Genomic DNA, 25,429 nt, shown 5'->3' on the forward strand with positions numbered 1-25,429 from the left:
GGCACCCGAGGATGCCGGCGGCAGAAGAAGACGCGCCGCGGGCGGCTGCGCCGTTATTCCTTCATCGCGTAGATGGCCGGCACGCAGCGCAGGGTTTCGTTGACGTCCATGCCGAAGCCGAACACGTAGCGGTCCGGCAGTTCGATGCCGGCGTAGTCGGCGGTCACGTCCGGCAGCGCGCGGTCGTGCTTCTTCACGGTCATCGCGGCGATGCGCACGTCGGTTGCGCCCTGTTCCAGGCACCAGGTGCGCACGCCCTGCAGGGTGTAGCCCTCGTCAAGGATGTCGTCGACCAGCAGCACGCGGCGGCCGAACAGCGAGGTGGCCGGCTTGTGCTTCCAGACCAGGTCGCCGCCGGTGGTTTCACCGCGGTAACGGGTGGCGTGCAGGTAATCAAACTGCACGTCCTGGCCGCGCGCGCCCAGTTCCAGCGCCAGCTGGCCGGCGAACGGCAGCGCACCGTGCATGATGGACAGGAACAGCGGCACCTCGCCCTTGTAGTCGCGCGCGATGGCGTCGGCGATACCAGCAATGGCCTTGTCGATGGTGGGGCGGTCGACCAGCAGGTCAGCCTGGGCCAGGGCCTGGGAAATGGTGAGGTTGGGCATCAGACGGTTCTTCCAAGGGTTTCAAGCAGACGGGTTTGGGTGTCGCCATGGCGGGCATCGGCCAGCAGGCCATCCCAGCCAAGCGCGCCGCGGCCGATCAGGCCCAGCAGCGCAGCGGTATTGAGGGAGCGCCCCTGCACCGCGTGCAGGGCTTCATCGACCAGCTCCGGGTGGCAGACCAGCACCACGTCGCAGCCGGCGTCCAGATGGGCGTGCACGCGCGCCGGCACGCCGCCGGCGCTGTGCGAGGCGGCCATGCCGATGTCGTCGGAGAACACCACGCCACGGAAGCCGAGCTCGCCGCGCAGGATGTCCTGGATCCAGCGCGGCGAGTAACCTGCCGGTTCAGGCGCAATCTGCGGGTAGATCACGTGCGCCATCATCACCGCATCGGCACCGGCGGCGATGCCGGCCTGGAACGGCACCAGGTCCTGCGCACGCAGCTCGTCCAGCGCGCGCGGATCGATCGCAGTATCGACGTGGGTGTCTTCCAGCACGGTGCCGTGGCCGGGGAAATGCTTGAGCGTGGCGGCCATGCCGACCGAGTGCATGCCACGCACGTAGGCGGCGGTGAACGCGGCCACCACCTGCGGGTCTTCACTGAAGGCGCGGTTGCCAATGGCACGGTTGCCACGGCCAAGGTCGACCACCGGCGCGAAGCTCAGGTCCAGGCCGCTGGCGCGTACTTCGCTGGCCATCAGCCAAGCGTGCCGTTCGGCCAATGCCAAGGCCTGCTGCGGGTCGGTGGCATACAGGGCACCAATGTCCTGCAGTGGCGGCAGATCGCTGTAACCCTCGCGGAAACGCTGTACGCGGCCACCTTCCTGGTCAACGCAGATCAGCTGCGGGCGCGGCGCGGCGGCGCGGATCGCCGCGCTCAGATCGGTCACCTGCTGGCGGGAGGCGAAGTTGCGCTTGAACAGCACCACCCCGGCCACGGCATCGTGCTGCAGCCAGTCACGTTCCTGGGCGGTCAGTTCGGTGCCGGCAACGCCGATCAGCAGCATGGTCGATCTCCACAACGCGCGCCCGCATGGCGCAGTGCCGCATTGTCGCAGAACCGGCCGACAGGCGCAGTGGTCAGAAAAAGGGGAGTGTGCGGTCAGAGCCCCTGCGGGGCTCTGACCCCGGGGCCGGATCCCCGCAGGGGCCCTGACCCCGATCTGCTCAGACCTTGCAGCCGTCCGGGCCGCAGGCCTCGTCGTCGCCAGCCGGGGTGGCCGGGGCGCCCTGTTCGGCGGCAATCTGGCGCAGGGCGTTGGCGAAGGCCTCGGGGGGCTGCGCCCCGGAAATGGCCCACTTTCCATCGATGACGAAGGTCGGCACCGAGGAGATGCCCAGCGCATGCGCCTCCGCCAGCTTGGCTTCGACCTCGGCCAGGCCGCGGTCGGAGGCCAGCATCTGCGCGATTTCGCCGCCGTCCAGGCCGCCCGCCACACCGGCCTTGATCAGCACCGCGCTGTCCGCCAGGTTCTGGCCAAGCTCGAAGTGGGCCCGGAACAGCGCCTCCCCGACCGCGTCCTGCACGCCGTGCTGGCCGGCCAGCCACAGCACCCGGTGCGCCGGCAGCGTGGTCACCCGCACCTGGCCCCGGCTGAAGTCCATCGGCAGGCCTTCCGCACGCGCCGTGGTCTGGGTCTGGCCGAGGATCTGCTCGGTGCGCTCGACGCCACCGAACTTGCGCACATAGGCCTCACGCAGCGGCACCGGGGTTGCGTCCGCGTCCGGGTCCAGCTGGAACGGCTGCCAGTGGATATCGAGTTCAGGCGCATCGGCGCCCAGCAACTGCACGCCCTGCTGGAAACGATGCTTGCCGATCCAGCACCAGGGACAGACCACGTCGGAGTAGATGTCGATTCTCATCCCCCCGACATGGGGCCCGCCCCCACCGAAAAAAGGGGACGGAGGGGATTAAGTCGTCTTTACCCCGCCTGTGCGGAAAGCGACTTAATCCCCTCCGTCCCCTTTTCAGGGTTTCACCACTGTGAATAGGGACGACTGGCGAGTGCGACGTTGTAGTAGCGGGCGTCGTCGGTGACTTCCGCGCCGGCCCAGTCCGGCAGTTCGATGGCCTGGTCGGCGCTGTCCAGTTCCACCTCGGCCACCACCAGGCCGGCGTTGTCGCCGAGGAACTCGTCCACTTCCCAGGTCAGGCCGGCGTGCTCGACCAGATGGCGGCGCTTGTCGATCAGGCCACCCACGCACAGCGCCAGCAGCGCGCGCGCGTCCTCCACCGGAATCGGGTAATCGAATTCCTGCCGGGTGTGGCCGATGGTGCGCGACTTCAGGTTCAGCGCAGCATGGTCGCCCTCGATACGCACGCGCACCGAGGCGTTCTGGGTACCGCGATCCAGCGCGCCCATGTCGTTGATGTAGCCCTGCGCCATCGGGGTCACCCGGTGCGCAGCGGATCGCCAGCCATCGTTGATGACCAGGAATTTGCGTTCGATTTCAATGCCCATGGCGCGATTATGCGCCATGGGTGATGACAGCCGCTCAGCGCTTCTCGAACACCGCGATGCTTTCCACGTGCGCGGTGTGCGGGAACATGTCCATCGCACCGGCGCTGACCAGGGTGAAGCCCTGTTCGTTGACCAGATAGCCGGCATCGCGCGCCAGCGAGCCCGGGTGGCAGCTGACGTAGACGATGCGCTTGAACTGCTTCAGCGGCAGCTGCTGCAGCACTTCGATGGCGCCCGAGCGCGGCGGGTCCAGCAGCAGCTTGTCGAAGCCCTGGCGCATCCACGGCGTGCTGCGCTGGTCCTGGGTCAGGTCGGCGCTGAAGAACTGGGCGTTGGCCAGCCCGTTGCGCACGGCATTCTCACGGGCACGCGCGACCAGGCCGGCATCGCCTTCCACACCCACCACTTCGCGCACGCGGCGGGCCAGCGGCAGGGTGAAGTTGCCCAGGCCGCAGAACAGGTCAAGCACGCGTTCGTCCTCGCCCGGCTCAAGCAGGTCCAGGGCGTGGGCGATCATCTTTTCGTTGAGCTTGGCGTTGACCTGGATGAAGTCCAGCGGGCGGAACGCCAGTTCCACGTCCCAAGGCGCCAACCGGAACGACAGCGGCACGCCCTGCCCGTCCAGCGGCTGCACGGTGTCCACGCCGCCGGACTGCAGGTAGATCACGAAACCATGCTGCTGGCCAAAGGCGGCCCAGGCGGCGCGGTCGGCATCGCTGAGCGGCTGCAGGTGACGTACGGTCAGCACCACCGCCTGATCGCCGGCGATGAACTCGATCTGCGGGATGTCGCGCTTGCCATCGAGCGATTCGATGAAGGTCGACAAGGCCTCGACCTTGGTACCGATCTCCGGGATCACGGTCAGGCACTGGCTGAGGTCGGCGACGAAACGCGGGTCCTGTTCACGGAAACCGACCAGGGTCTTGTCCTTCTTCTCGACCCGGCGCACCGAGAAGCGGCCCTTGCGGCGATAACCCCAGCTCTCGCCGACCAGCGGCGCCAGCACCTTGCCCGGCTTCACATGGCCGATCCGCTCCAGGTTGTCCATCAGCACGCGCTGCTTGGCGACGATCTGCTGGTCTTCGTCCAGGTGCTGCAGCACGCAGCCGGCGCAGGTACCGAAATGCGGGCACTTCGGGGTCACGCGCTGGGGCGAGGCCTGCAGCACTTCCACCGTGCGTGCCTCGTCGAAATGGCGGCTGCGGGCGGTCTGTTCGGCCATGACCACCTCGCCCGGCAGGGCGCCGCTGACGAAGGTGACCTTGCCGCCCTCGCCTTCACGGCGGGCGACGCCGCGACCATCATGGCTGAGGTCGAGGATCTCGGTCTGGAACGGGGTACGGTCGATGCGGGAGCGGGATCGGGCCACGTGGCAACAGGCTGCGGGCAAAAATGGGGGCACATTGTCGCAGATCCTGACTGGCAGGGTCCGGACCCGCTTGCGCCCGCCGCCGCCGTGCTTGATGATTGCAGCAGCTGACATGGAGGCAGCCCTGATGCAGATGACCCCGCGGGCCAGCCGGCCCCGCTTCCTGCTTGTCGAGGACGACATCATCAGCCGCGGTTTTTTCAAAGCGGCGTTGGAAACGTTACCGGCGGACGTGGACACGGCAGATTCATTGGCCAGCGCGCTGGCCAGCGCCGAGCCCGGCGCGCATGACCTGTGGCTGATCGACGTCAACCTGCCGGACGGCAATGGCGCGCAGCTGCTGCGTGAACTGCGCCGTTCACACCCCGATACCCCGGCATTGGCGCATACCGCCGATGGCGACACCTCCATCCATGCCCGCCTGCGCGAAGCTGGCTTCAGCGACACGCTGGTCAAGCCGTTGGGCCGCGACCAGTTGCTGAAGGCCGTGCGCCGGGCACTGGTGAACAGCCCGGCGGGGATCTCCGTTGCCCCGGCTCCGGCAGCGGTCGAGCTGCAGGTACAGGACTGGGACGAGACCGCGGCACTGGCCGCGCTCAATGGCCAGCGCAACCACTTGATCGCGCTGCGCGAGCTGTTCCTGGCCGAGTTGCCGGGCGTACGCGACGCGGTCGAGCAGGCCGTGGACCAGCACGACGAGCACCAGCTGCGCAGCCAGCTGCACCGGTTGCAGGCGAGCTGTGGGTTTGTCGGCGCGGCACGGCTGGGACGGGCGGTGCGGCAGCTGCATCATGCGCCGGAGTCCGGGCAGGCCCAGGACGGGTTCCGCGCGGCGGTGGCGGCCCTGCTGCATTGAGGGTGTTCGGCAGGGCTTGCAGCCCTGCACCTGCTTCAAGCCAGAGCAACAGCCGAAGCAACGGCAACAGCGGGCATCCCGTGGAATGGCGGGGCACTGTGGGTATGCGGGGACGGCGCAAGTACGTCCATGTAGCCTTGGTCGCGCCATCCATGGCGCTCACACCCCGCAAACCCATAGTGCCCCGCCTTCGACAGTTGACCGGTGGCCAGTAGATCCACGCCATGCGTGGATGAATCTCTGTCAGATATCGAAATTCAAACTGGGGTCAGATCCGTTTTCCTTCGGAAAACGGATCTGACCCCGTCGGCATGTCCAACAGCTCGCAAGAATCTGTCGAAGGCGGGGTGGGTCCGGTTGCGGGAGTGTCCGCGGCATGGATGCCGCGGCCAAGCCCCCAAGGACGGGTTTACGGCGTCTCCCGCAACCGGACCCACCCCGCCTACCCACGGATAACCAGCTTTTGCTTTTGACGTTGACGTTGCCGTTGATTCGGCAGGTGCAGGGCTGCAAGCCCTGCCGAACACCCCCTACCTGCGGGGCGCGAGCTGCTCGAGCATTTCCCAGGACTTCAGGCCGCGTGGCCCGAGGTGATGGGCCAGCACCCGCCGCATCGGCAGGCGCAGGCTGGCCAGGTCGGCGGCAGCGGGCTCTTCGTCGGCCGCCAACGCCAGCAGCGCCGAGCCAGTGGCCGCCGCCCGGCGCTCCCCACCGCGCTCGCTCAGCAGGCGCTGCGCGCCTTCCTGTGGGTCCAGCTCGTAGCGCGCGGCCGGGTCGATCGGCTGGCCGTCGCTGGCACTGTCCAGTTCGAAACCCAGGCCCAGCGCGGACAGCAGCTCGCGTTCAAACCGACGTAGCGTCCAGGCCAGGCCGGCACCGACCGCCAGCCGCGCGCGCGCTTCGCCATAGGCCAGATACAACTCAGGCAACGGATCCTGGCGAGGTGCCAGGCGCAGGGTCAATTCACTCAGATAGAAGCCGGCCAGCATCGCCTGGCCGACCAGACGCGGGGCCGCATCCAGCGCTTCAGCGCCGCGCAACTGGGCCAGTTCACCGCGCTGCTGGGCGCTGAAGCGGATCCACTGCAATGGCTGCAGGGCAGCGCGCAGCACCTGGCCCTTGGCGGTTGACACACCACGCGCGAGCAGGCCGACGCGGCCATGCTGCGCGCTCAACACCTCGACCAGCAGGCTGGTCTCGCGGTAGGCCCGCGCATGCAGCACGAAGCCGGTGTCGTCCTCGATCATCATCGAAGCGACCGCAACGGCTTACTCGTAACCGAAGGCCTTCAGCGCGGCCTCGTCATCGGACCAGCCTTCACGCACGCGCACCCAGGTCTCAAGGAACACCTTGGCCCCGAACAGACGCTCCATCTGCAGGCGGGACTTGGCGCCGATCTCCTTGAGGCGGGCGCCGCCCTTGCCGATCACGATGGCCTTCTGGCCTTCGCGCTCGACCCAGATCACCGCGCCGATGCGCAGCAGGTTGCCGTCCTCGGTGAAGCGCTCGATCTCAACGGTGGTGGCGTACGGCAGCTCTTCGCCGAGCTGGCGCATCAACTGTTCGCGTACCAGCTCGCCGGCCAGGAAACGCTGGCTGCGGTCGGTGATCTCGTCCTCGCCGAACATCGGCGGCGCTTCCGGAAGCAGCTTCAGCACGTCGCGCACCAACGCTTCCAGGCCATTGCGCTTCTGCGCCGAGATCGGATGCACGGCAGCGAAATCACGGCCTTCGGTCACCTGCTGCAGGAACGGCAGCAGCGCGCCCTTTTCCTTCAGGCGATCGATCTTGTTGACCACCAGCACCACCGGAATGCCGGCATCGCGCAGCACATTGAAGGCCAGGCTGTCTTCTTCATCCCAGCGACCGGCCTCGATCACCAGCAGGCCGGCATCGACGCCCTCCAGCGAGCCGCGCGCGGCACGGTTCATCACCCGGTTCATCGCCCGCTTCTGCACCTTGTGCAGGCCGGGGGTATCAACCAGCACCAGCTGGCCTTCCGGGTAGGTGGCGATGCCCAGCAGGCGATGGCGCGTGGTCTGCGGACGGTTGGAAACGATGCTGACCTTCGCACCGACCAGGGCATTGGTCAGGGTCGACTTGCCCACGTTCGGGCGGCCGATGACGGCCACGCTGCCGCAATGATGAGGAGTTTGTTCGCTCACTTGGAATCCAGTTGTTCTAGGACGGCCGCAGCCGCCTGTTGTTCGGCAAGCCGCCGCGAGGCGCCTTCGCCCTCGGTGCTGGCGGCCGGGTCGGCTACGTTGCAGCGTACCCGGAAGTGCTTGGCATGGTCGTCACCGGATTCTGACACCAGTTCATACTGCGGCAACGCCTTCTGTCGGGCCTGCAGCCATTCCTGCAGGCGGGTCTTGGGGTCCTTCTCGGGACGGCCGGAGGCCGGCAGCGCCTCGATCGAAGCGCTGAACCAGGGCAGTACCACCGCCCGGCAGGCCTCGAAGCCGGCATCCAGGTAGATCGCAGCCACCACGGCTTCCACTGCGTCGGCCAGGATCGAGTCGCGGCGATGACCGCCGGACTTCATTTCGCCCGGGCCCAGGGTCAGCCGCTCGCCCAACTGCAGGGTGCGCGCGATCGCCGCCAACGCGCCTTCGCGCACCAGTTCGGCACGGGCACGGGTCATCGCCCCTTCGTCAGCCTTGGGCCAGCGTCGGTACAACGCCTCGGCCGCCATCATGTTGACGATGCTGTCGCCGAGGAACTCCAGGCGCTCGTTGTGCGGCGCACCGGCACTGCGATGCGTCAGCGCCTGCTTGAGCAGGGCCGGGTCGCTGAAGGCATGACCGATCAGGTCGCCACGTTGGATGAATTTACTGGGCACCGCTTCGTGTCAGGTCCTGGGAAGAATCGAATTTGCCAACCACATCGAGGTTGCCGATCAGCTGGCGACGCACTTCGTAGTTGACCTTGAGGGTCCAGCCATTGTCGCGACGGTCGAACTTCACGTTGGCCGGCTTCACATTGTCCGAGTAGTTGATGTACAGGCGCTTGAAGAACAGGTCCTGGATCCGCGACGGCTCCATGCTGCCCACGCCCGGCTCGTTGGCCAGGCTCTTCATCGCCGAGCGCACGGCGTAGTACTCCTGGTACATCGGGAACAGCTTCATGCCGATGTAGAGGAAGAAACCGACCACGATCAGGACCGTCAGGAACGAGGTCAGGGTCATGCCGCGCTGCGTGTTCATCGTCTTCATTGCGTTCTCCCCAGATACGCGTTGGATGTGAAGGTACTCAGTTGATGCCCGATCAGTTGATGCTCGAGCCGATCCGCGACGGCTCGAAGCCATCCTTGCAGAACCAACCCTGGCAGTTCAGCCAGATCAGGAAGGCCTTGCCGCGCAGGTTCTCTTCCGGCAGCAGGCCCCAGAAACGGCCGTCGTCGCTGTTGTCGCGGTTGTCGCCCATCACCAGGTACTTGCCGGCCGGCACCGTCCACTGGCCCTGGCCGCGCGGGTAGTCGGTCTCCAGCACGGTGTGGGTGCGCCCCGGCAGGTGCTCGACCAGCAGGTTGGCGCCTTCGCCCTGGCCCTTGTGGCCGGCGTAGATGCCCTTGTTGTCGTACTTCAGCGGCTCGCCATTGAGGATCACGCCGTCGCCTTCGAAGACCACGGTGTCACCCGGCACGCCGATCACGCGCTTGATGAAGTTCTCGCCCTTGGCCGGGTCGTTGTCGCTGTGGCCGGGGAAGTGGAATACCACCACGTCGCCACGCGAGGGCTCGCCGAACGGCACGATCCTGGTGTTGCTGATCGGCAGGCGCAGGCCGTAGGAGAACTTGTTGACCAGGATGAAATCGCCGATCAGCAGGTTCGGCATCATCGAGCTGGACGGGATCTTGTACGGTTCGGCAATGAAGCTGCGCACGATCAGCACGATCGCCAGCACCGGGAAGAACGCACGCGAGTAATCCACCAGCACCGGCTCGGAATCGAGCAGGCCGGCGCGCTGGGCGCGACGCTTGGCGAGGTACAGCTTGTCCGCAAGCAGGATCAGGCCCGAGGCCAGGGTCAGCACGACCAGGAGGATCTCAAACAGTTTCATTCAGGGTCCTTTGCAACGTCACCGGACGACCGGCCCCGCAGGGCCGGTGCGGGATTACTTGTTGTCCATCTGCAGCACGGCCAAGAACGCTTCCTGCGGGATCTCCACGCGGCCGACCTGCTTCATGCGCTTCTTGCCTTCCTTCTGCTTTTCCAGAAGCTTCTTCTTGCGCGAAACGTCGCCACCATAGCACTTGGCCAGCACGTTCTTGCGCATGGCCTTGACCGTGGTACGGGCGATGATCTGCGAGCCGACCGCAGCCTGGATGGCGACGTCGAACATCTGGCGCGGAATCAGGTCCTTCATCTTCTCGCACAGCTCGCGGCCACGACGGTCGGCATGGCTGCGGTGCACGATCAGCGACAGTGCGTCGACCTTGTCGCCGTTGATCAGCACGTCCACGCGCACGAACGGGCCGGCGTCGAAGCGCACGAAGTGGTAGTCCAGCGAGGCGTAGCCACGGCTGACCGACTTCAGCTTGTCGAAGAAGTCCAGCACCACCTCGGCCATCGGCAGCTCATAGCTGATCTGCACCTGGCTGCCCAGGTAGTTGATGCCGATCTGGCTGCCGCGCTTTTCTTCGCACAGCTTGATGATGTTGCCGATGTACTCCTCGGGAGTGAGCACGTTGGCACGGATGATCGGCTCGCGGATCTCCTCGACCTGGTTCACCGGCGGCAGCTTGGCCGGGTTGTCCATGTTGATGATCGAGCCATCGGTCTTCAGGACTTCATATACCACCGTCGGCGCGGTGCTGATCAGGTCCAGGTTGTACTCGCGCTCCAGGCGTTCCTGCACGATTTCCATGTGCAGCATGCCCAGGAAGCCGCAGCGGAAGCCGAAGCCCATCGCCTCGGAGCTTTCCGGCTCGAAACGCAGCGCGGCATCGTTCAGGCGCAGCTTGTCCAGCGCTTCGCGCAGGTCCGGGTAATCTTCGGCATCGACCGGGAACAGACCGGCGAACACGCGCGGCTGCATTTCCTGGAAGCCCGGCAGCGGCTTCGGAGCCGGGTCGCCGGCCAGGGTCAGGGTGTCGCCGACCGGCGCACCGTGCACGTCCTTGATGCTGGCGGTGACCCAGCCCACTTCACCGGCACGCAGCGCTGGCAGCACTTTCCGCTTCGGCGTGAACACGCCGACGTTGTCGACCTGGTGGTTGCGGCCGGTGGACATCACCTGCAGCTTGTCACCGGCCTTGATCTCGCCCTGCATCACGCGTACCAGCGAGACCACGCCCAGGTAGTTGTCGAACCAGGAGTCGATGATCAGCGCCTGCAGCTTCTCGGTGTCGCGCGGTGTCGGCGGCGGGATGCGATGCACGATCGCTTCCAGCACGTCCTGCACGTTCAGGCCGGTCTTGGCACTGACCGGCACGGCATCGGAGGCGTCGATGCCGATCACGGCCTCGATCTCGGCCTTGGCGCGCTCGATGTCGGCGGTCGGCAGGTCGATCTTGTTGATCACCGGCACCACTTCCAGGCCCTGCTCCACCGCGGTGTAGCAGTTGGCCACCGACTGCGCTTCCACGCCCTGGGCCGCATCGACCACCAGCAGCGCGCCTTCGCAGGCGGCCAGCGAGCGGCTGACTTCATAGGAGAAGTCGACGTGGCCGGGGGTGTCGATGAAGTTCAGATGGTAGGTCTGCCCGTCCTTGGCCAGGTACGGCAACGACACCGACTGCGCCTTGATCGTGATGCCGCGCTCGCGCTCGATCGGGTTGGAGTCGAGCACCTGCGCTTCCATCTCGCGGGCCTGCAGGCCACCACAGAGCTGGATGATGCGGTCGGCCAGCGTGGACTTGCCGTGGTCGACATGGGCGATGATGGAGAAGTTGCGGATGTTCCGCATCGAATCAGAAGACATAGGTGGCGGCGGCGCGCGGCGTCGTCAGGGTAACGGTCGATTATCGCATGCCCGGCGCCCCACCGCGAAAGCGGACTGCTCGGGCCCCGCCCGGAAAGGCCGAAGCCCCGCCAGGGCGGGGCTTCAGGGGAGACACAGGGGCCGCCGAAGCGGCCCCGGCAGGCCTTACTGGCCGGCCTTGACCGCCACGAAGGCGCTGTTGCCGTTGCCGGTGCGCACCAGCAGCATCACCACGTCGTCCTTCTTGTAGCTGGACAGCGCCCGGTTCAGGCTCTCCACGCTGCCGACCGGGGTGCGGCCGACCTGCAGGATCACCATGCCCGGGGACAGGCCGGCATCACGCGCCGCCTGGCCCTTGACTCCGGTGATGCGCACGCCTTCGTTGCCATCCAGGCCGAACTGCTTGCGCTGCGGTGCGGTCAGGTCGCTCACGTCCAGGCCCAGCAGGGCATTGGCGCCGGTCTGCGGTGCCGCATCGGGCCTGGCGGCAGACGCCGCACGGGCATTGCCCTGACCGTCTTCGCTCAGCGCCGTGAGCGTGGCGCTGAGGTCGCGCGGCTTGCCGTCGCGGATCACCCCCAGCGTGACCCGGCTGCCCGGTGCCATCGCACCGATCAGCGGCGGCAGGTCGGACCAGCTGTTGACCGGGCTGCCGTTGACCGAACGCACTACGTCGCCGATCTGCACACCGGCCTTCTCTGCGGCACTGCCGGCGACGATCTGGTTGACCAGCGCGCCACGGCTGTCGGGCAGGCCCAGGCCCTGCGCCTTCAGCGCATCGATCGGCTCGACCACCGCACCCAGCTGGCCACGGGTGACCTTGCCACTCTTCTTGATCTGCTCGACCGCGCTCATCGCCAGGTCGATCGGGATCGCGAAGCTGATGCCCATGTAGCCGCCGGAGGCGGAGAAGATCTGCGAGTTGATGCCGACCACTTCGCCGCGGGTGTTCAGCAACGGACCGCCGGAGTTGCCCTGGTTGATCGCCACGTCGGTCTGGATGAACGGCACGTAGCGCTGGTCGGCGCCACCCGTGCTACGCCCCAGTGCACTGACGATACCGGCGGTGACCGAATGGTCGAGACCGAACGGCGAGCCGATCGCGACAACCCACTGGCCGGGCTTCAGCGTATTGGAATCACCCACGCGCACGGTCGGCAGGTTCTTGCCATCGATCTTCAGCAGCGCCACGTCGTACTGCTGGTCGCTGCCCACCACCTTGGCATTGAACTCACGGCTGTCGCCCAGCTTGACCTTCACGTCGCTGGCATCGGCCACCACGTGGTAGTTGGTCAGCACATAGCCATCGGGCGAAATGATGAAGCCCGAGCCCATGCCGCGGCCCTTGATGCTGGGGCCACCGTCCGGGCCGCCCGGGCCCTGCCCCGGCATCGGGAAGTCCGGGCCGAAGAAGCGACGGAAGAACTCCGGCATGTCGTCGTCACCGCCCATCGGGCCCCGCGAAGCCTGGCGGTTGGTGCGGACAATGGTGGTGTCGACGTTGACCACACCCGGCCCGACCTGTTCAACAAGGTTGGTGAAATCGGGCAGGCCGGTAACCAGCGGCTGTGCCGGTGCCCTTGGCGCGGTGGCTGGAGCAGCCTGGGTCGGGGCGGCCGGAGCCGGTGCCTGCGCGCAGGCCACCAGCGGCAGGGTCAGGGCCAACAGGCCCATGGCCTGCGTGCGGAGTCGGGGAGTCATCGGACGGCAACCTCCGGATCGGATGGAAAGAGGAATACGGGCCCCGCTGAAGGCGGGGCGTGAAAGCGCCCGGCTCAGTCGCGCGGGCGCGGCGGCACCGGCAGGTCGTCCTGCAGGCGCGGCTCGAACGGGTAGAAGGCGGCGCCACCGGTATGGGCCGGGAAGCTGGCATTGAGCGCGCCGCCGGCGGCAGGCGCCAGGCTGGAACGCGGCCACGGTCGCGCCTGCAGCCCACCGACCTCGCCAAACGGCATGTTGCGGCTGCCATTGGCCGGTATGGTCGGGGTCAGCGGCGCCTGCGCAGCAGCCACCGCGCGTTGCGGCACGTCCTCACGCTGGGCGGCACGCGCGGCCTGCTGGCTGCGGGTGGCACTGGCGCGGCGGGTGTCCTGGCGGCGACCGGCAGTGGCCATCGCCAGGGCGGGAGCCGCCGCCACAGCCATCGCGGCCGTGTCTGCAGAGGCTTCGGTAACCGGGGCAGGATCGGTCGGCACGGTCGGCAGCTCCGCCTGGCTGGCGATCACCTGAGGTGCCAACGGCTCGCCCGGGGTGGCTTCCTTCAGCTTCTCACCGCCCATGAACAGCGCCACCGCTGCCACTGAAGCGGCCAGTGCGGCACCACCGCCCCAGGCCCGCCAGCCACTGCGACGCACCTGACGGCGCGGCTCGGCCTGCGGCGCAGGCTCGGCGGCGATGGCAGCAGCCACGGCGGAACTGAACCCCGCCGGGGCCAGTGCCGACGCCTGCCCACGCATCACGTCGCCCAGCAGCTGCCAGCGCTCCTGGCAGCCGGCCAGTTCGGGGTCATGCTCCATCCGCCGCAGCAGGAAGCGCGCTTCATCGGCGCCCAGCTCGCCATCGACCAGGGCCGACAGCTGCTCGCGATGGCGCTGGTCCAGGCGCTGCCCGGCGGGCGATTGATGGTTCTGCGATTCGTTGAACGGATTACTGGTCATACGCGGCTCTTCTCACGGGTGGCGCTGCCGATGTCCAACAGCGGCCGGAGTTCGGTGTCGATCGCCTCGCGCGCCCGGAAGATCCGTGAACGCACGGTGCCGATCGGGCACCCCATTTTCTGCGCGATTTCCTCGTAGCTCAGGCCTTCCACCTCGCGCAGGGTGATCGCCGACCGGAGCTCTTCCGGCAGCGCGTTGACGGCCTTCATCACCGTCTGTTCCAGCTCCTGGCGCATCAACTCGCGTTCGGGCGTGTCGGTGTCGCGCAGGCGCGTACCACTGTCGAACTGTTCGGCATCGCCGATGTCGATGTCATCGGTCGGTGGCCGTCGATTGTGTGAAGCCAGGTAGTTTTTGGCGGTATTCACGGCGATTCGATGCAACCAGGTTGAGAACTGGGCGTCGCCACGGAAACTTCCGATCGCGCGATAGGCGCGGATGAAAGTGTCCTGGGCGACGTCCTGACATTCGCTCCAGTCGGCGATGTAGCGGCCGACAAGGGCCACCACGCGATGCTGGTACTTGCGCACCAGGACATCGAACGCGGCGCTCTCGCCGTGCTGCACGCGCCGGACCAGTTCCAGATCCAGCTCCTGTGGTGTATCAACCTCGGCCATGAGGGGCCGCACTCCTGTCAGCCCAACCGACGTCGGGCAATGAGACTGCCAATCCCGGGAAAAGTTCAGTCGCCGATCACCCGGCGCCGCACCAGCTTTTAACCACCGTTCCGTTAGCGTTCCGGTCCACGGCCATGGATCCGGGGTCGCCACTCCCCTGCTATTGGGATTTGACGCGGGGGAAACAACCTCTGGATCATAGCCGCTTCTCCATACACAACCGGATGGAACGTCCATGCTCTCAGGCTTCGATGGTCTCCGCTTCAGCCACTGGCACCCCGAGATCCGCGACGACGGCGTGGTGGTCCTCTCCCTGGATCGCCAGGACAGCAGCGTCAATGCCATGTCGCAGGATGTGCTGCTGGAGCTGGGTGACCTGCTTGAGCGCATTGCACTGGACCCGCCCAAGGGCGTGGTGATCCAGTCGCTGAAGAAAGCCGGCTTCATTGCCGGGGCGGACCTGAAGGAGTTCCAGGAGTTCGACCGTCGCGGCACCGTCAACGATGCCATCCGCCGCGGCCAGGCTACCTACCAGAAGCTGGCCGAGCTGCCCTGCCCCACCGTGGCGGCCATCCACGGCCATTGCCTGGGCGGCGGCACCGAGCTGGCGCTGGCCTGCCGCTATCGCGTGGCCTCCAATGACAGCAGCACCCGAATCGGCCTGCCGGAAACCCAGCTGGGCATCTTCCCGGGCTGGGGCGGCAGCGCGCGCCTGCCGCAGCTGGTCGGCGCGCCCGCGGCAATGGACATGATGCTGACCGGCCGTACGCTGTCGGCCTCGGCCGCGCGTGGCATCGGGCTGGTCGACAAGGTGGTGGCACCGGCCGTGGTGCTCGACACCGCCGTGGCGCTGGCGCTGTCCGGCACCACGCGCCCGTTCAAGCAGCGCGCAACGGCCTGGGCCACCAACACCTGGCTGGCACGCACGCTGCTGGCACCGCAGATGGTCAAGCAGGTCGCGCGCAAGGCCAAGAAGGACCAGTATCCGGCGCCCTACGCGCTGATCAGCACCTGGCAGCGCAGTGGCGGCAAGCCGATCCAGGCACGCCTGGATGCAGAACGCCGCGCCGTGGTGAAGCTGGCCAGCACCCCGACCGCGCGCAACCTGATCCGCATTTTCTTCCTCACCGAACGCCTGAAGGGCCTCGGTGGTGGTGATTCCGGCATCCGCCACGTGCACGTGGTCGGCGCCGGCGTGATGGGCGGTGACATCGCCGCCTGGGCCGCCTACAAGGGCTTTGAAGTGACTCTCCAGGACCGCGAGCAGCGCTTCATCGACCCCGCCATGGAGCGCGCGCAGGCGCTGTTCGCCAAGAAGGTGCGCGACGAGAGCAAGCGCCCCGCCGTGGCCGCGCGCCTGCGTGCCGACCTGGAAGGCAACGGCGTGGCCGAGGCCGACCTGGTGATCGAAGCGATCATCGAGAACCCGGAAGCCAAGCGTGCGCTGTACCAGACGCTGGAACCGAAGATGAAGCTGGACGCGCTGCTGACCACCAACACCTCGTCGATTCCGCTGGTGGAACTGCGCGACCACATCCAGCGCCCGGCGCAGTTCGCTGGCCTGCACTACTTCAACCCGGTGGCGCAGATGCCACTGGTGGAGATCATCCACCACGACGGCATGGCGCCGGAGACCGAGCGCCGCCTGGCCGCGTTCTGCAAGGCGCTGGGCAAGTTCCCGGTACCGGTGGCCGGCAGCCCGGGCTTCCTGGTCAACCGCGTGCTGTTCCCGTACATGTTGGAAGCCGCCACCGCGTATGCCGAAGGCATTCCGGGCCCGGTGATCGACAGGGCCGCTGTGAAGTTCGGCATGCCGATGGGCCCGATCGAACTGATCGACACCGTCGGCCTGGACGTGGCCGCCGGCGTCGGCCGCGAACTGGCGCCGTTCCTGGGCCTGCAGATTCCAGCGGCCTTGCAGACGGTGGAGCCGGACAAGCGCGGCAAGAAGGACGGCCAGGGCATCTACACCTGGGAAAACGGCAAGCCGAAGAAGCCGGACGTGGCCAGCGATTACCAGGCCCCGGCCGATCTGGAGGACCGCCTGATCCTGCCGCTGTTGAACGAGGCGGTGGCGTGCCTGCACGAAGGCGTTGTGGCCGATGCGGACCTGCTGGATGCCGGCGTGATCTTCGGTACCGGCTTTGCCCCGTTCCGCGGTGGTCCGATCCAGCACATCCGTGCGGTCGGTGCCGATGCGATCGTCGAGCGGCTGAAGGCACTGCAGCAGCGTCACGGCGACCGCTTTGCCCCGCGCCCGGGCTGGGACAACCCCGCCCTGCGCGAACCGGTGATTTGAGTTCATCGGCCGGGCCTGCGGCCCGGCGCCCGCAGAGGCAACCGCCGAAGCCAGAGCCAGAGCCAGAGCAACAGCCGGTTCTGGCTTTTCTGTTTGTTGGGCGGGGCGGTGTGGGCAGGCAGGACACGCCGTAAACCCATCCATGGGGGCTCGATGGCGCCATCCATGGCGCCAACGGTCCTGCCTGCCCACACCGCCCCACCCCTGACAGTTTCCCGGTGACGGTCGGTGAATCTCGATTCCGGTGTGGATCACTACGAACGGGTGGGTGGCTACCTGGGCCGCCACCAGGAGCGAAGCAACCAGCGTTTGATTTTGACTTTGATTTTCTTTTTTCTTCTCCGTGGCTGGACGCACACGGAAACTGTCAGAGGTCGGGCGGGGTGGATTCGCGGGGGTGTCCGCGGCATGGATGCCGCGGCCAAGCCTCCACGGACGGATTCACGGCGTCCCCCGCGAACCCACCCCGCCCGGCCAAGCGCGGCTTTTGCTTTACGCGACCAACCCCACAGCCACGAGGGGCTGCGCCGTTGGCTGGAACACCCTGTTACCCATACGGGGCATGTGCCCGTCACAGCCGCATGCGATGCTGATCACCTGATCCCTGCCAGCGAGAACGCCCGCATGACCACCATCATCGCCCCGCGCGTGCACGACATCGGCGGACTCGAAGTCCGTCGCGCCGTCCCCACCCTGCAGGCGCGCAGCATCGGCTCGTTCGTGTTCGTCGACCAGATGGGCCCGGCGCTCATGCATCCCGGCACGGCCATCGACGTGCGCCCGCATCCGCATATCGGCCTGGCCACCGTCACCTATCTGTGGTCGGGCGCCATCGGCCATCGCGACACACTCGGTTCGGACCAGGTGATCCGCCCCGGAGACGTCAACTGGATGACCGCTGGCCGCGGCATCGCCCATTCCGAACGTACGCCGCAACCGGACCGCGATCACGACAACCCGATCCACGGCATGCAGACCTGGGTGGCGCTGCCGAAATCGCACGAGGAAATCGAACCGGCGTTCTACCACCACGCCGCGGCTACGTTGCCCGAGCAGCGCCGCAACGGTGCCTGGCTGCGCGTCATCGCCGGCCGCGCCTATGGCGAGGAATCGCCGGTGAAGGTGTTCGCCGACACCCTCAACGTGGCAATCGATCTCGACCCGGATGCGGAGATCGATATCGACGACGGCCACCGCGAGCGCGCGCTGTACATCCTCGAAGGCGACGCACAGCTGGATGGCGTGGACATCCCTGCACAGCATCTGGTGATTCCCGAGGCCGGCGCACGCGGCCGCCTGCGCGCGAAGACGCCGGTGAAGGCGATGCTGTTCGGTGGCGAGCCGCTGGATGGCCCGCGTCACCTGTGGTGGAACTTCGTGTCCAGCTCGAAGGAACGCATCGAGCAGGCCAAGCACGATTGGGAGGCCGGCCGCTTCGGGACCATTCCAGGCGACGACAAGGAATTCATCCCGCTGCCGCAGTACTGAACATCGCGTGTTGCACACATCCGAAGGTGTATGCCTGCCCCCGGCGTTGACGCTACAGTCACCCGCTGATCATTGAAATGTGACATAAATCACACTTTCGACCGTCAAAGGAGTGCAACACATGAGCATGGGTAAACGCTTGTCCGCCGAATTCCTCGGCACGTTCTGGCTGGTTCTGGGTGGCTGCGGCAGTGCGGTGCTGGCCGCCAAGTTCGGCGGTGACAGCAATCCGCTGGGCATCGGGTTCCTCGGCGTGGCGCTCGCCTTCGGCCTGACCGTGGTGACCGGCGCCTATGCGTTCGGCCATATCTCCGGCGCGCACTTCAATCCGGCGGTCAGCGTCGGCCTGTGGGCCGGTGGCCGCTTCCCGACCAAGGACCTGGTGCCGTACATCATCGCCCAGGTGGCTGGTGGCCTGCTGGCCGGCTTCATCCTGCTGCAGATCGCCTCGGGGGCCAGCGGCTTCGCCATCGACGGCAGCCAGGCCGGTGCGTTCGCCAGCAATGGCTATGGTGCGCTGTCGCCCGGCGGTTACAGCGTGGCGGCGGCCTTCCTGTGCGAAGTGGTGCTGACCGCCGTGTTCCTGATCGTGATCATGGGCGCCACCCACGGCAAGGCACCGGCTGGCTTCGCGCCGCTGGCGATCGGCCTGTCGCTGACCCTGATCCATCTGATCAGCATCCCGGTCACCAACACCTCGGTGAATCCGGCCCGCTCCACCGCCGTGGCCTTCTTCGCCGGCAGCGGGGCGGTCAGCCAGCTGTGGCTGTTCTGGGTCGCCCCGCTGCTGGGCGGTGCGATCGGCGGCATCATCTACAAGTGGCTCGGCAACGACCGCTGAGGCCTGTGCGGACCATTGCGGCTGACCTTCGGCCGCAATGGTTACGCTTGTAACCGCAATTTGTGCGATCGCTCACGTTCCGTTAAGGTTGAGTTGACCGTCCGTGCACATGCCGGCCGGCGGGGCATCCGGGGATGGGATGCCAAGGCCGCCGGTCCATCCGACGGAGCCACGACACACCACCTTGGGGGATGCATGAAGTTCGCGCCTGTAGTGTTGTCGAGCCTGCTGTTCGCTGCGGCCCAGGCCGCCGCGCAGGCTCCCACCGAATGTCCTTCATTGCCGGCCAACAGCGGCCTGCAGTGGCAACAGCAGGCACAGGCCGATTTCCTGGTCTGCCGCGCCAGCACCAGCGATGGCCGCGAGGTACTGAGCCTGATGCTCAGTGCACGCGATCCCAACCTTCCATTGAACCGCTCGCTGCGCCACGAAAAGGGCAGCTTCGGCGGTGAATCACTGTACTGGTACCAGCCCGATCTGGGAGGCCAGCAGCCGCCCGGTTATGCCGAGCGCCGCATCAGCGTGGTCAAGCTCGACAAAGGGCGTTACGCGCAGATTTCGCTGTATCCGGACAGCGCGCAGGAACTGGGTTCGCTGCAACAGCTGGCGCAGGGGATGAGCCTGACCCCGTCGGCCGTGGCTGCCGGGAACTGACGATGGCGGGGATGACTGCCTTGCAGCATCCCCGCAATGCGAGCCGACCTGACGGTAGTGCCGGCCGCTGGCCGGCACCTCGATCCGCCGTGACCGCAGGCAGTTGCCGGCCAACGGCCGGCACCGCCTCAGAACTTGCCTTCCTGGAAATCGACGAAGGCCTGCATCAGTTCCTGCCGCGTGTTCATCACGAACGGGCCATGGCGCATCACCGGTTCTCGCAACGGACGACCAGCCACCAGGATCAGCCGCGCACCCTCGCTGCCGGCCGACAGATGCAGCTGCTCGCCACCGCCCAGCACCGCCAGTTCCTGGCGGGTGACGTCGCGCGCCGCGTCCAGCTCACCCACCGTCACCGCACCTTCGAACACATACGCGAAGGCGTTGTGCCCTTCCGGCAAGGCATAGGTCCAGGCGCGATCCGGGGCCAGCGTGATGTCCAGGTACAGCGGATCGGTGGCCGGCTGCACGATCGGGCCCTGCGTGCCATCCACGTTGCCGGCGATCACCTTCACTTCCACGCCGGCGTCCGGCCGCACCACGGGAATGCGCTCGGGCGCGAACTCCTGGTACTTCGGCTCGGTCATCTTCTCTTTCGCCGGCAGGTTCACCCACAGCTGGAAGCCGCGCATCTGACCGCTTTCCTGCTCGGGCATTTCCGAATGCACCAGGCCACGGCCTGCGGTCATCCACTGCACGCTGCCCGGGGTAAGCAGGCCCTCGTTGCCGTGGTTGTCGCGATGCCGCATGCGCCCGTCGAGCATGTAGGTGACGGTCTCGAAACCGCGATGCGGATGCTCCGGGAAGCCGGCGATGTAGTCCTCGGCACGGTCGGTGCCGAATTCATCGAGCAGCAGGAACGGGTCCAGGTCAGGCAGCGTCGGGCCGCCGATGACGCGGGTCAGGCGCACGCCGGCACCGTCGGAGGTGGGCATGCCACGGATGGTCCGCAGTACGCGGACCGGTTCGGGAAAGCTCATGGCGACTCCTGTTGGATGGATGCCACTGAAGATGGACGCCACATGGCCGCACGCCAATGGACGGCGCCGCAACCGATTGTTCCATCCCTGATGTTCGCTGCATGTCAGCACAACAAGCGTACGACCAAAGTACTACCGCCGATTCGTCCTGTGCCAATTGACCCTGCCGAGGGCACGCGGGACTCTTTGACTGTCTTTCCGGGAGAGAGCACCTCATGAAAGGGTTTTCCAAAATAGGCTGGGCGGTACTCGCCCTGCTCGGCGCCTTCTGTCTGGGCACCGTGGCCCTGCGCCGCGGCGAACACATCAATGCCCTGTGGATCGTCGTCGCCGCCGTTTCGCTGTACCTGGTGGCCTACCGCTTCTACAGCCTGTTCATCGCCAACAAGGTGATGCAGCTGGATCCGACCCGGGCCACCCCGGCGGTGATCAACAACGATGGCCTGGACTACGTGCCGACCAACAAGCACGTGCTGTTCGGTCACCATTTCGCCGCCATTGCCGGTGCCGGCCCGCTGGTGGGACCGGTGCTGGCCGCACAGATGGGCTACCTGCCCGGCCTGCTGTGGCTGGTGGTGGGCGTGGTGCTGGCCGGCGCGGTGCAGGACTTCATGGTCTTGTTCCTGTCCAGCCGCCGCAACGGCCGCTCCCTGGGCGATCTTGTGCGGGAAGAGATGGGCCAGGTGCCCGGCACCATCGCGCTGTTCGGTGCGTTCCTGATCATGATCATCATCCTGGCGGTGCTGGCGATGGTGGTGGTCAAGGCGCTGGCCGAAAGCCCGTGGGGCATGTTCACGGTGATCGCGACGATGCCCATCGCAATCCTGATGGGCGTGTACATGCGCTACATCCGCCCCGGCAGGATCGGCGAGATTTCGGTGGTCGGCCTGATCCTGCTGCTGGCCGCGATCTGGTACGGCGGCAAGGTCGCCGCCGATCCGGTCTGGGGCCCGGCCTTCACCTTCACCGGCACCCAGATCACCTGGATGCTGATCGGTTACGGCTTCGTCGCCTCGGTGCTGCCGGTGTGGCTGCTGCTGGCCCCCCGCGATTACCTGTCGACCTTCCTCAAGATCGGCACCATCATCGCACTGGCCGTCGGCATCCTGATTGTGATGCCGGAACTGAAGATGCCGGCGCTGACCCAGTTCGCTGCCAGTGGTGATGGCCCCGTATGGAAGGGCGGCATGTTCCCGTTCCTGTTCATCACCATCGCCTGCGGTGCGGTCTCCGGCTTCCACGCGTTGATTTCCTCCGGCACCACGCCGAAGCTGCTGGCCAATGAAGCGCACATGCGCTACATCGGCTACGGCGGCATGCTGATGGAATCGTTCGTGGCGGTGATGGCGCTGGTGGCGGCCTCGATCATCGATCCGGGCATCTACTTCGCGATGAACAGCCCGGCGGCGGTGATCGGTGCCGATGCGGCCTCGGCGGCGCACTACATCACCAACACCTGGGGCTTCACCATCACGCCCGAGCAGCTGACCGCGACCGCGGCGGCCATTGGTGAACCGACCATCCTGCATCGCGCAGGTGGCGCACCGACACTGGCGGTGGGCATCGCGCAGATCCTGCACGAAGCGATTCCCAGTGGCAGCGACGCGATGATGGCGTTCTGGTACCACTTCGCGATCCTGTTCGAAGCGTTGTTCATCCTCACGGCAGTCGACGCTGGCACCCGTGCCGGTCGCTTCATGCTGCAGGACCTGCTGGGCAACTTCGTGCCGGCCCTGAAGAAGACCGAATCGTGGACCGCCAACATCATCGGTACCGCCGGCTGCGTGGCGCTGTGGGGCTACCTGCTCTACACCGGCGTGGTCGATCCGTTCGGTGGCATCCAGACGCTGTGGCCGCTGTTCGGCATCTCCAACCAGATGCTGGCGGGTATCGCGCTGATGCTGGGCACGGTGGTGCTGTTCAAGATGAAGCGTGACCGCTATGCGTGGGTGACGGCCGTGCCGGCCATCTGGCTGCTGATCTGCACCACCTACGCCGGCTTCATCAAGATCTTCGACAGCAATCCGGCGCAGGGCTTCCTGGCCCAGGCACACAAGTTCCAGGCCGCCCTCGCCAGCGACACCATCACGGCACCGGCCAAATCGGTGGCGCAGATGAAGCAGATCGTGGTCAACGCCTACGTCAACACCGGCCTGACCGCGCTGTTCCTGCTGGTGGTGGGCGCAGTGCTGGTGTATTCGATCAAGACCATCCTGGCGGCCCGCCGCAATCCTCAGCGCAGCGACCGCGAGACCCCGTACGTGGCGCTGAAGCCGCATGAAATGGTGGATCTGTGATGAGCACGCAACTGGTTCCCGCCGGCCAGTACCAGGCACACCGCCGCATCTGGCGGCGCCTGGTGCAGACCGCCCGACTGTGCTGTGGCATTCCTGATTACGACAACTACGTCCGGCACATGCTGGAAAAGCATCCGGACCAGGAGCCGATGGATTACAAGACGTTCTTCCGCGAGCGCCAGGAAGCGCGCTACGGCGGACGCAACGGTGGTCGCTGCTGTTGAGGTTCCAGGGTGGGTGCCGGGCTTGCAGCCCGGCGCCCGCAGAGGCCGGAGCAACGGCAACAGCTGAGGCGTCGGCTCTGGGTTTCTGTGTGCTTGGCGAGGTGGTGTCGGATGGCGGGGACGCCGTAAACCCATCCCTGGGGGCTTGGCCGCGGCATCCATGCCGCGGACACCCCGCCATCCGACACCACCCCACCTTCGACAGATTTCCGGTGACGGCGAGATGCATCAGGGGTCAGATCCGTTTCCTCCGGGAAACGGATCTGACCCCTTCCATGTTCATGGAGGCCCATGAAATGCATCCGCGCATGGCGTGGATCTACGCAGGCATGACGCCGGGGCGGCCCGGACTCAACCGTTGGCCATCCACTTCAGGATCAGGCCAGTGACATAGGCCAGCCCGGTGCCGGTGGCGTAGCCCACCGTGCCCAGCAGCACGCCCACCGGAGCCAGCGTCGGATGGAACGCCGCGGCCACCACGGGGGCCGAAGCGGCTGCGCCGATGTTGCCCTGCGAACCGATCGCGAAGAAAAACAGCGGCGCGCGCAGCAGCTTGGCCACCACCCACAGCACCAGCACATGCGTGGCCATCCAGATCGCGCCGAGCAGGAACAGCCACGGCCGGTCCAGCAGCGACAGCAGGTTCATCTGCATGCCGATGCAGGCGATCAGGAAGTACAGGAACACCGTGCCCAGCCGCGAAGCGCCCGCAGCTTCCAGCCGGCGCGCACGGGTGAAGCTCAGGCCCAGGCCCATCGCTGTCGACAGCAGGATCACCCACACGAACTGGCTGTCCAGGCTGAACTGGCTGGCCCAGCTGACATTGGCCTTGAACCAGCCCGCCAGCGGCGCGGCGATGGCATGGGCCAGGCCGACGCCGCCCAGTGCCACGCCGACGATCACCATCAGGTCGGTCATGCTGGGAATGCGGGCGTTCTGCGCCTCGTAGGCACTGATGCGCGCCTTCATCTCATCGATGGCACGGGTATCGGCACCGTTGCGGGTATCGATCTGCTGCGCGCGGTTGGCCAGGAACAGCAGGATGGCCATCCACAGGCTGGCGCAGGCCACGTCGACCACCGCGAACTGGCCGAAGGTGGTGGCATCGGTGCCGAACACTTCGCGCATGGCCACCATGTTGGCGCCGCCGCCGATCCAGCTGCCGGCCAGCGCCGCCATGCCGGCCCAGGTATCACCGGCCACGGTTTCGGGGTGGATCAGCTTCATCAGCTGGAACGAGACGATGGCGCCGAGCATGATGCCGGCGGTACCGGCGCAGAACACGATCAGCAGTTTCGGGCCGAGCTTGGCAATACCCTTGAGGTCGATCGACAAGGTCAGCAGGACCAGCGCGGCCGGCAGCAGCACGTCACGCGCGACCGGGTTGTACAGCGAGGTGTTGTGGCCGTCGATGACACCGGCGGTGTTGTAGATGGCGGGGACGAAGTAGCACAGCAGCAGCGCCGGCACCCAGGCGAAGATCTTCTTCAACAACGGGGTCGGGCCACTTGCAGCCCAGAAGATCAGGGCCAGGGTGGCGGCAATCAGGCCCAGGCCAACGATGTCGTTGCTGATCAGGGCAGTAGCGGGTTCGGTCGGCATGGGATCCTCTGTCGATCGAAAGAGCGGGAAAAAAAAGCGCCGCATGAAGCGGCGCACCCCGAGATTAACATTGTCTTCACGCCGGGTCATGCTGCACTGCCGGCTGCCCTCTCCCGGAGCCACTCCCATGCAGCTCGGCGCCTTCTCCGTCAGCCTCTCGGTCAGGGACCTGCCGGCCTCCCGCAGCTTCTACGAAGCACTGGGCTTCTCGGTGACCGGTGGCGAGCCGGCGCAGAACTGGCTGGTGATGCGCAACAACGGCGTTGTCATCGGCCTGTTCCAGGGCATGTTCGAGGGCAACCTGCTCACCTTCAACCCGGGCTGGGACCAGCACAAGCAGGAACTGCCCCACTTCCAGGATGTACGTGAACTGCAGGCGGAACTGGATGCGAAGGGCATTGAACTGGCGGTGCGTACCGACCCTCATGGCCGGGGCACCGGCTACCTGCAGTTGGCCGATCCCGACGGCAATGTGATCCTGATCGACCAGCATGTGGCGCGGCCGAACGGCCGGTAATGCGAACGGACATTGCGTGGGCAGGCGTCGACC

The 25,429-nt window shown here is 66.6% G+C and carries 24 protein-coding genes; 8 read left to right on the forward strand and 16 right to left on the reverse strand.

The genetic code is table 11. The features are described 5' to 3' along the window. Positions 1–53: 53 nt before the first annotated feature. The 5 genes from AC5P8Y_RS02380 to rlmD all read right to left on the reverse strand — a co-directional run bounded on the left by AC5P8Y_RS02380 (position 54) and on the right by rlmD (position 4,439). Complete coding sequence (locus tag AC5P8Y_RS02380; protein ID WP_005410592.1) at positions 54–608, reverse strand: hypoxanthine-guanine phosphoribosyltransferase; 555 nt, start codon at positions 606–608, stop codon at positions 54–56. Next, the gene (gene nagZ, locus AC5P8Y_RS02385) at positions 608–1,615 is read right to left on the reverse strand and encodes a beta-N-acetylhexosaminidase (RefSeq protein ID WP_005414204.1); all 1,008 of its coding nucleotides are present in this window, start codon (positions 1,613–1,615) and stop codon (positions 608–610) included. The genes AC5P8Y_RS02380 and nagZ overlap by 1 nt, the downstream gene beginning before the upstream one ends. Before the next feature lie 160 nt (positions 1,616–1,775). Next, positions 1,776–2,471 carry a DsbA family oxidoreductase gene (locus AC5P8Y_RS02390; RefSeq protein ID WP_033834348.1) on the reverse strand — a complete coding sequence of 232 codons (696 nt, stop codon included), beginning with the start codon at positions 2,469–2,471 and terminating at the stop codon, positions 1,776–1,778. 113 nt (positions 2,472–2,584) lie between these two features. Further along, positions 2,585–3,070, reverse strand: coding sequence for a CYTH domain-containing protein (locus tag AC5P8Y_RS02395; protein WP_033834349.1), 486 nt, complete (start codon positions 3,068–3,070; stop codon positions 2,585–2,587). A gap of 34 nt (positions 3,071–3,104) precedes the next feature. Further along, positions 3,105–4,439 carry a 23S rRNA (uracil(1939)-C(5))-methyltransferase RlmD gene (rlmD, locus tag AC5P8Y_RS02400; RefSeq protein WP_005414201.1) on the reverse strand — a complete coding sequence of 445 codons (1,335 nt, stop codon included), beginning with the start codon at positions 4,437–4,439 and terminating at the stop codon, positions 3,105–3,107. Between the two features lie 127 nt (positions 4,440–4,566). Here rlmD and AC5P8Y_RS02405 point away from each other — a divergent pair, with 127 nt between their 5' ends. Beyond that, positions 4,567–5,295 carry a response regulator gene (locus AC5P8Y_RS02405; RefSeq protein ID WP_164135212.1) on the forward strand — a complete coding sequence of 243 codons (729 nt, stop codon included), beginning with the start codon at positions 4,567–4,569 and terminating at the stop codon, positions 5,293–5,295. A 530-nt stretch (positions 5,296–5,825) separates the two neighbouring features. Here AC5P8Y_RS02405 and recO read toward each other — a convergent pair. The 9 genes from recO to rpoE all read right to left on the reverse strand — a co-directional run bounded on the left by recO (position 5,826) and on the right by rpoE (position 14,494). After that, the gene (gene recO, locus AC5P8Y_RS02410; RefSeq protein WP_033834350.1) at positions 5,826–6,545 is read right to left on the reverse strand and encodes a DNA repair protein RecO; all 720 of its coding nucleotides are present in this window, start codon (positions 6,543–6,545) and stop codon (positions 5,826–5,828) included. An 18-nt stretch (positions 6,546–6,563) separates the two neighbouring features. After that, positions 6,564–7,460, reverse strand: coding sequence for a GTPase Era (gene era / locus AC5P8Y_RS02415; protein ID WP_005410599.1), 897 nt, complete (start codon positions 7,458–7,460; stop codon positions 6,564–6,566). Next, entirely contained in the window at positions 7,457–8,137 is a 681-nt protein-coding gene (gene rnc, locus AC5P8Y_RS02420; RefSeq protein WP_033834352.1) for a ribonuclease III, read from the reverse strand. The genes era and rnc overlap by 4 nt, the downstream gene beginning before the upstream one ends. Then, positions 8,127–8,510 (reverse strand): DUF4845 domain-containing protein, encoded by a 384-nt coding sequence (locus AC5P8Y_RS02425; RefSeq protein WP_005410601.1) that lies wholly within the window; start codon positions 8,508–8,510, stop codon positions 8,127–8,129. The genes rnc and AC5P8Y_RS02425 overlap by 11 nt, the downstream gene beginning before the upstream one ends. A gap of 52 nt (positions 8,511–8,562) precedes the next feature. Then, a complete protein-coding gene (gene lepB / locus AC5P8Y_RS02430) occupies positions 8,563–9,357 on the reverse strand; it encodes a signal peptidase I (protein WP_005410602.1) in 795 nt (264 codons plus the stop codon). Between the two features lie 54 nt (positions 9,358–9,411). Next, complete coding sequence (lepA, locus tag AC5P8Y_RS02435) at positions 9,412–11,205, reverse strand: translation elongation factor 4 (RefSeq protein ID WP_005410603.1); 1,794 nt, start codon at positions 11,203–11,205, stop codon at positions 9,412–9,414. A 180-nt stretch (positions 11,206–11,385) separates the two neighbouring features. Then, positions 11,386–12,921, reverse strand: a complete 1,536-nt coding sequence (locus tag AC5P8Y_RS02440; protein ID WP_033834355.1) for a DegQ family serine endoprotease — start codon at positions 12,919–12,921, stop codon at positions 11,386–11,388. Between the two features lie 74 nt (positions 12,922–12,995). Continuing rightward, positions 12,996–13,877: a sigma-E factor negative regulatory protein gene (locus tag AC5P8Y_RS02445; RefSeq protein WP_049402273.1), complete on the reverse strand. Its 882-nt coding sequence runs from the start codon at positions 13,875–13,877 to the stop codon at positions 12,996–12,998. Next, positions 13,874–14,494: an RNA polymerase sigma factor RpoE gene (rpoE, locus tag AC5P8Y_RS02450; protein ID WP_005414197.1), complete on the reverse strand. Its 621-nt coding sequence runs from the start codon at positions 14,492–14,494 to the stop codon at positions 13,874–13,876. Before rpoE ends, AC5P8Y_RS02445 begins: the two co-directional genes overlap by 4 nt. A 235-nt stretch (positions 14,495–14,729) precedes the next feature. Here rpoE and AC5P8Y_RS02455 point away from each other — a divergent pair, with 235 nt between their 5' ends. The 4 genes from AC5P8Y_RS02455 (at position 14,730) to AC5P8Y_RS02470 (ending at position 19,776) form a co-directional block, all read left to right on the forward strand. Next, entirely contained in the window at positions 14,730–16,793 is a 2,064-nt protein-coding gene (locus AC5P8Y_RS02455; RefSeq protein WP_033834357.1) for a 3-hydroxyacyl-CoA dehydrogenase NAD-binding domain-containing protein, read from the forward strand. 624 nt (positions 16,794–17,417) lie between these two features. Continuing rightward, complete coding sequence (locus tag AC5P8Y_RS02460) at positions 17,418–18,281, forward strand: pirin family protein (RefSeq protein WP_005410608.1); 864 nt, start codon at positions 17,418–17,420, stop codon at positions 18,279–18,281. 121 nt (positions 18,282–18,402) lie between these two features. Beyond that, positions 18,403–19,122: an aquaporin Z gene (gene aqpZ / locus AC5P8Y_RS02465; RefSeq protein WP_005414195.1), complete on the forward strand. Its 720-nt coding sequence runs from the start codon at positions 18,403–18,405 to the stop codon at positions 19,120–19,122. Positions 19,123–19,317: 195 nt separating this feature from the next. Beyond that, on the forward strand, positions 19,318–19,776 hold the full coding sequence (locus AC5P8Y_RS02470; RefSeq protein ID WP_005410610.1) for a hypothetical protein: 459 nt from the start codon (positions 19,318–19,320) through the stop codon (positions 19,774–19,776). 128 nt (positions 19,777–19,904) lie between these two features. Here the strand turns inward: AC5P8Y_RS02470 and AC5P8Y_RS02475 are convergent, their stop codons facing one another. Beyond that, positions 19,905–20,756, reverse strand: coding sequence for a pirin family protein (locus tag AC5P8Y_RS02475; protein ID WP_111188439.1), 852 nt, complete (start codon positions 20,754–20,756; stop codon positions 19,905–19,907). A 215-nt stretch (positions 20,757–20,971) separates the two neighbouring features. On the opposite strand from AC5P8Y_RS02475, the gene AC5P8Y_RS02480 reads away from it, so the two are divergent. Continuing rightward, positions 20,972–23,053: a carbon starvation CstA family protein gene (locus AC5P8Y_RS02480; protein ID WP_005410612.1), complete on the forward strand. Its 2,082-nt coding sequence runs from the start codon at positions 20,972–20,974 to the stop codon at positions 23,051–23,053. Further along, a complete protein-coding gene (locus AC5P8Y_RS02485) occupies positions 23,053–23,277 on the forward strand; it encodes a YbdD/YjiX family protein (protein ID WP_005410613.1) in 225 nt (74 codons plus the stop codon). Before AC5P8Y_RS02480 ends, AC5P8Y_RS02485 begins: the two co-directional genes overlap by 1 nt. Before the next feature lie 351 nt (positions 23,278–23,628). Here AC5P8Y_RS02485 and AC5P8Y_RS02490 read toward each other — a convergent pair whose 3' ends face one another. Then, entirely contained in the window at positions 23,629–24,879 is a 1,251-nt protein-coding gene (locus tag AC5P8Y_RS02490; protein ID WP_005410614.1) for a DUF819 family protein, read from the reverse strand. A gap of 127 nt (positions 24,880–25,006) precedes the next feature. On the opposite strand from AC5P8Y_RS02490, the gene AC5P8Y_RS02495 reads away from it, so the two are divergent. Next, on the forward strand, positions 25,007–25,396 hold the full coding sequence (locus AC5P8Y_RS02495; RefSeq protein WP_049431409.1) for a VOC family protein: 390 nt from the start codon (positions 25,007–25,009) through the stop codon (positions 25,394–25,396). Positions 25,397–25,429 lie beyond the last annotated feature (33 nt).

The organism is Stenotrophomonas sp. YJH_SMC_12-1, assembly GCF_059370935.1.

Bases quoted from the DNA above. Each gene is read 5' to 3' on its own strand.
- AC5P8Y_RS02380 (WP_005410592.1), bottom strand. From the start codon at position 608: ATGCCCAACCTCACCATTTCCCAGGCCCTGGCCCAGGCTGACCTGCTG.
- nagZ (WP_005414204.1), bottom strand. From the start codon at position 1,615: ATGCTGCTGATCGGCGTTGCCGGCACCGAACTGACCGCCCAGGAACGT.
- AC5P8Y_RS02390 (WP_033834348.1), bottom strand. From the start codon at position 2,471: ATGAGAATCGACATCTACTCCGACGTGGTCTGTCCCTGGTGCTGGATC.
- AC5P8Y_RS02395 (WP_033834349.1), bottom strand. From the start codon at position 3,070: ATGGGCATTGAAATCGAACGCAAATTCCTGGTCATCAACGATGGCTGG.
- AC5P8Y_RS02405 (WP_164135212.1), top strand. From the start codon at position 4,567: ATGCAGATGACCCCGCGGGCCAGCCGGCCCCGCTTCCTGCTTGTCGAG.
- recO (WP_033834350.1), bottom strand. From the start codon at position 6,545: ATGATGATCGAGGACGACACCGGCTTCGTGCTGCATGCGCGGGCCTAC.
- AC5P8Y_RS02425 (WP_005410601.1), bottom strand. From the start codon at position 8,510: ATGAAGACGATGAACACGCAGCGCGGCATGACCCTGACCTCGTTCCTG.
- lepB (WP_005410602.1), bottom strand. From the start codon at position 9,357: ATGAAACTGTTTGAGATCCTCCTGGTCGTGCTGACCCTGGCCTCGGGC.
- lepA (WP_005410603.1), bottom strand. From the start codon at position 11,205: ATGCGGAACATCCGCAACTTCTCCATCATCGCCCATGTCGACCACGGC.
- AC5P8Y_RS02440 (WP_033834355.1), bottom strand. From the start codon at position 12,921: ATGACTCCCCGACTCCGCACGCAGGCCATGGGCCTGTTGGCCCTGACC.
- AC5P8Y_RS02445 (WP_049402273.1), bottom strand. From the start codon at position 13,877: ATGACCAGTAATCCGTTCAACGAATCGCAGAACCATCAATCGCCCGCC.
- rpoE (WP_005414197.1), bottom strand. From the start codon at position 14,494: ATGGCCGAGGTTGATACACCACAGGAGCTGGATCTGGAACTGGTCCGG.
- AC5P8Y_RS02455 (WP_033834357.1), top strand. From the start codon at position 14,730: ATGCTCTCAGGCTTCGATGGTCTCCGCTTCAGCCACTGGCACCCCGAG.
- AC5P8Y_RS02460 (WP_005410608.1), top strand. From the start codon at position 17,418: ATGACCACCATCATCGCCCCGCGCGTGCACGACATCGGCGGACTCGAA.
- aqpZ (WP_005414195.1), top strand. From the start codon at position 18,403: ATGAGCATGGGTAAACGCTTGTCCGCCGAATTCCTCGGCACGTTCTGG.
- AC5P8Y_RS02470 (WP_005410610.1), top strand. From the start codon at position 19,318: ATGAAGTTCGCGCCTGTAGTGTTGTCGAGCCTGCTGTTCGCTGCGGCC.
- AC5P8Y_RS02475 (WP_111188439.1), bottom strand. From the start codon at position 20,756: ATGAGCTTTCCCGAACCGGTCCGCGTACTGCGGACCATCCGTGGCATG.
- AC5P8Y_RS02480 (WP_005410612.1), top strand. From the start codon at position 20,972: ATGAAAGGGTTTTCCAAAATAGGCTGGGCGGTACTCGCCCTGCTCGGC.
- AC5P8Y_RS02485 (WP_005410613.1), top strand. From the start codon at position 23,053: ATGAGCACGCAACTGGTTCCCGCCGGCCAGTACCAGGCACACCGCCGC.
- AC5P8Y_RS02490 (WP_005410614.1), bottom strand. From the start codon at position 24,879: ATGCCGACCGAACCCGCTACTGCCCTGATCAGCAACGACATCGTTGGC.
- AC5P8Y_RS02495 (WP_049431409.1), top strand. From the start codon at position 25,007: ATGCAGCTCGGCGCCTTCTCCGTCAGCCTCTCGGTCAGGGACCTGCCG.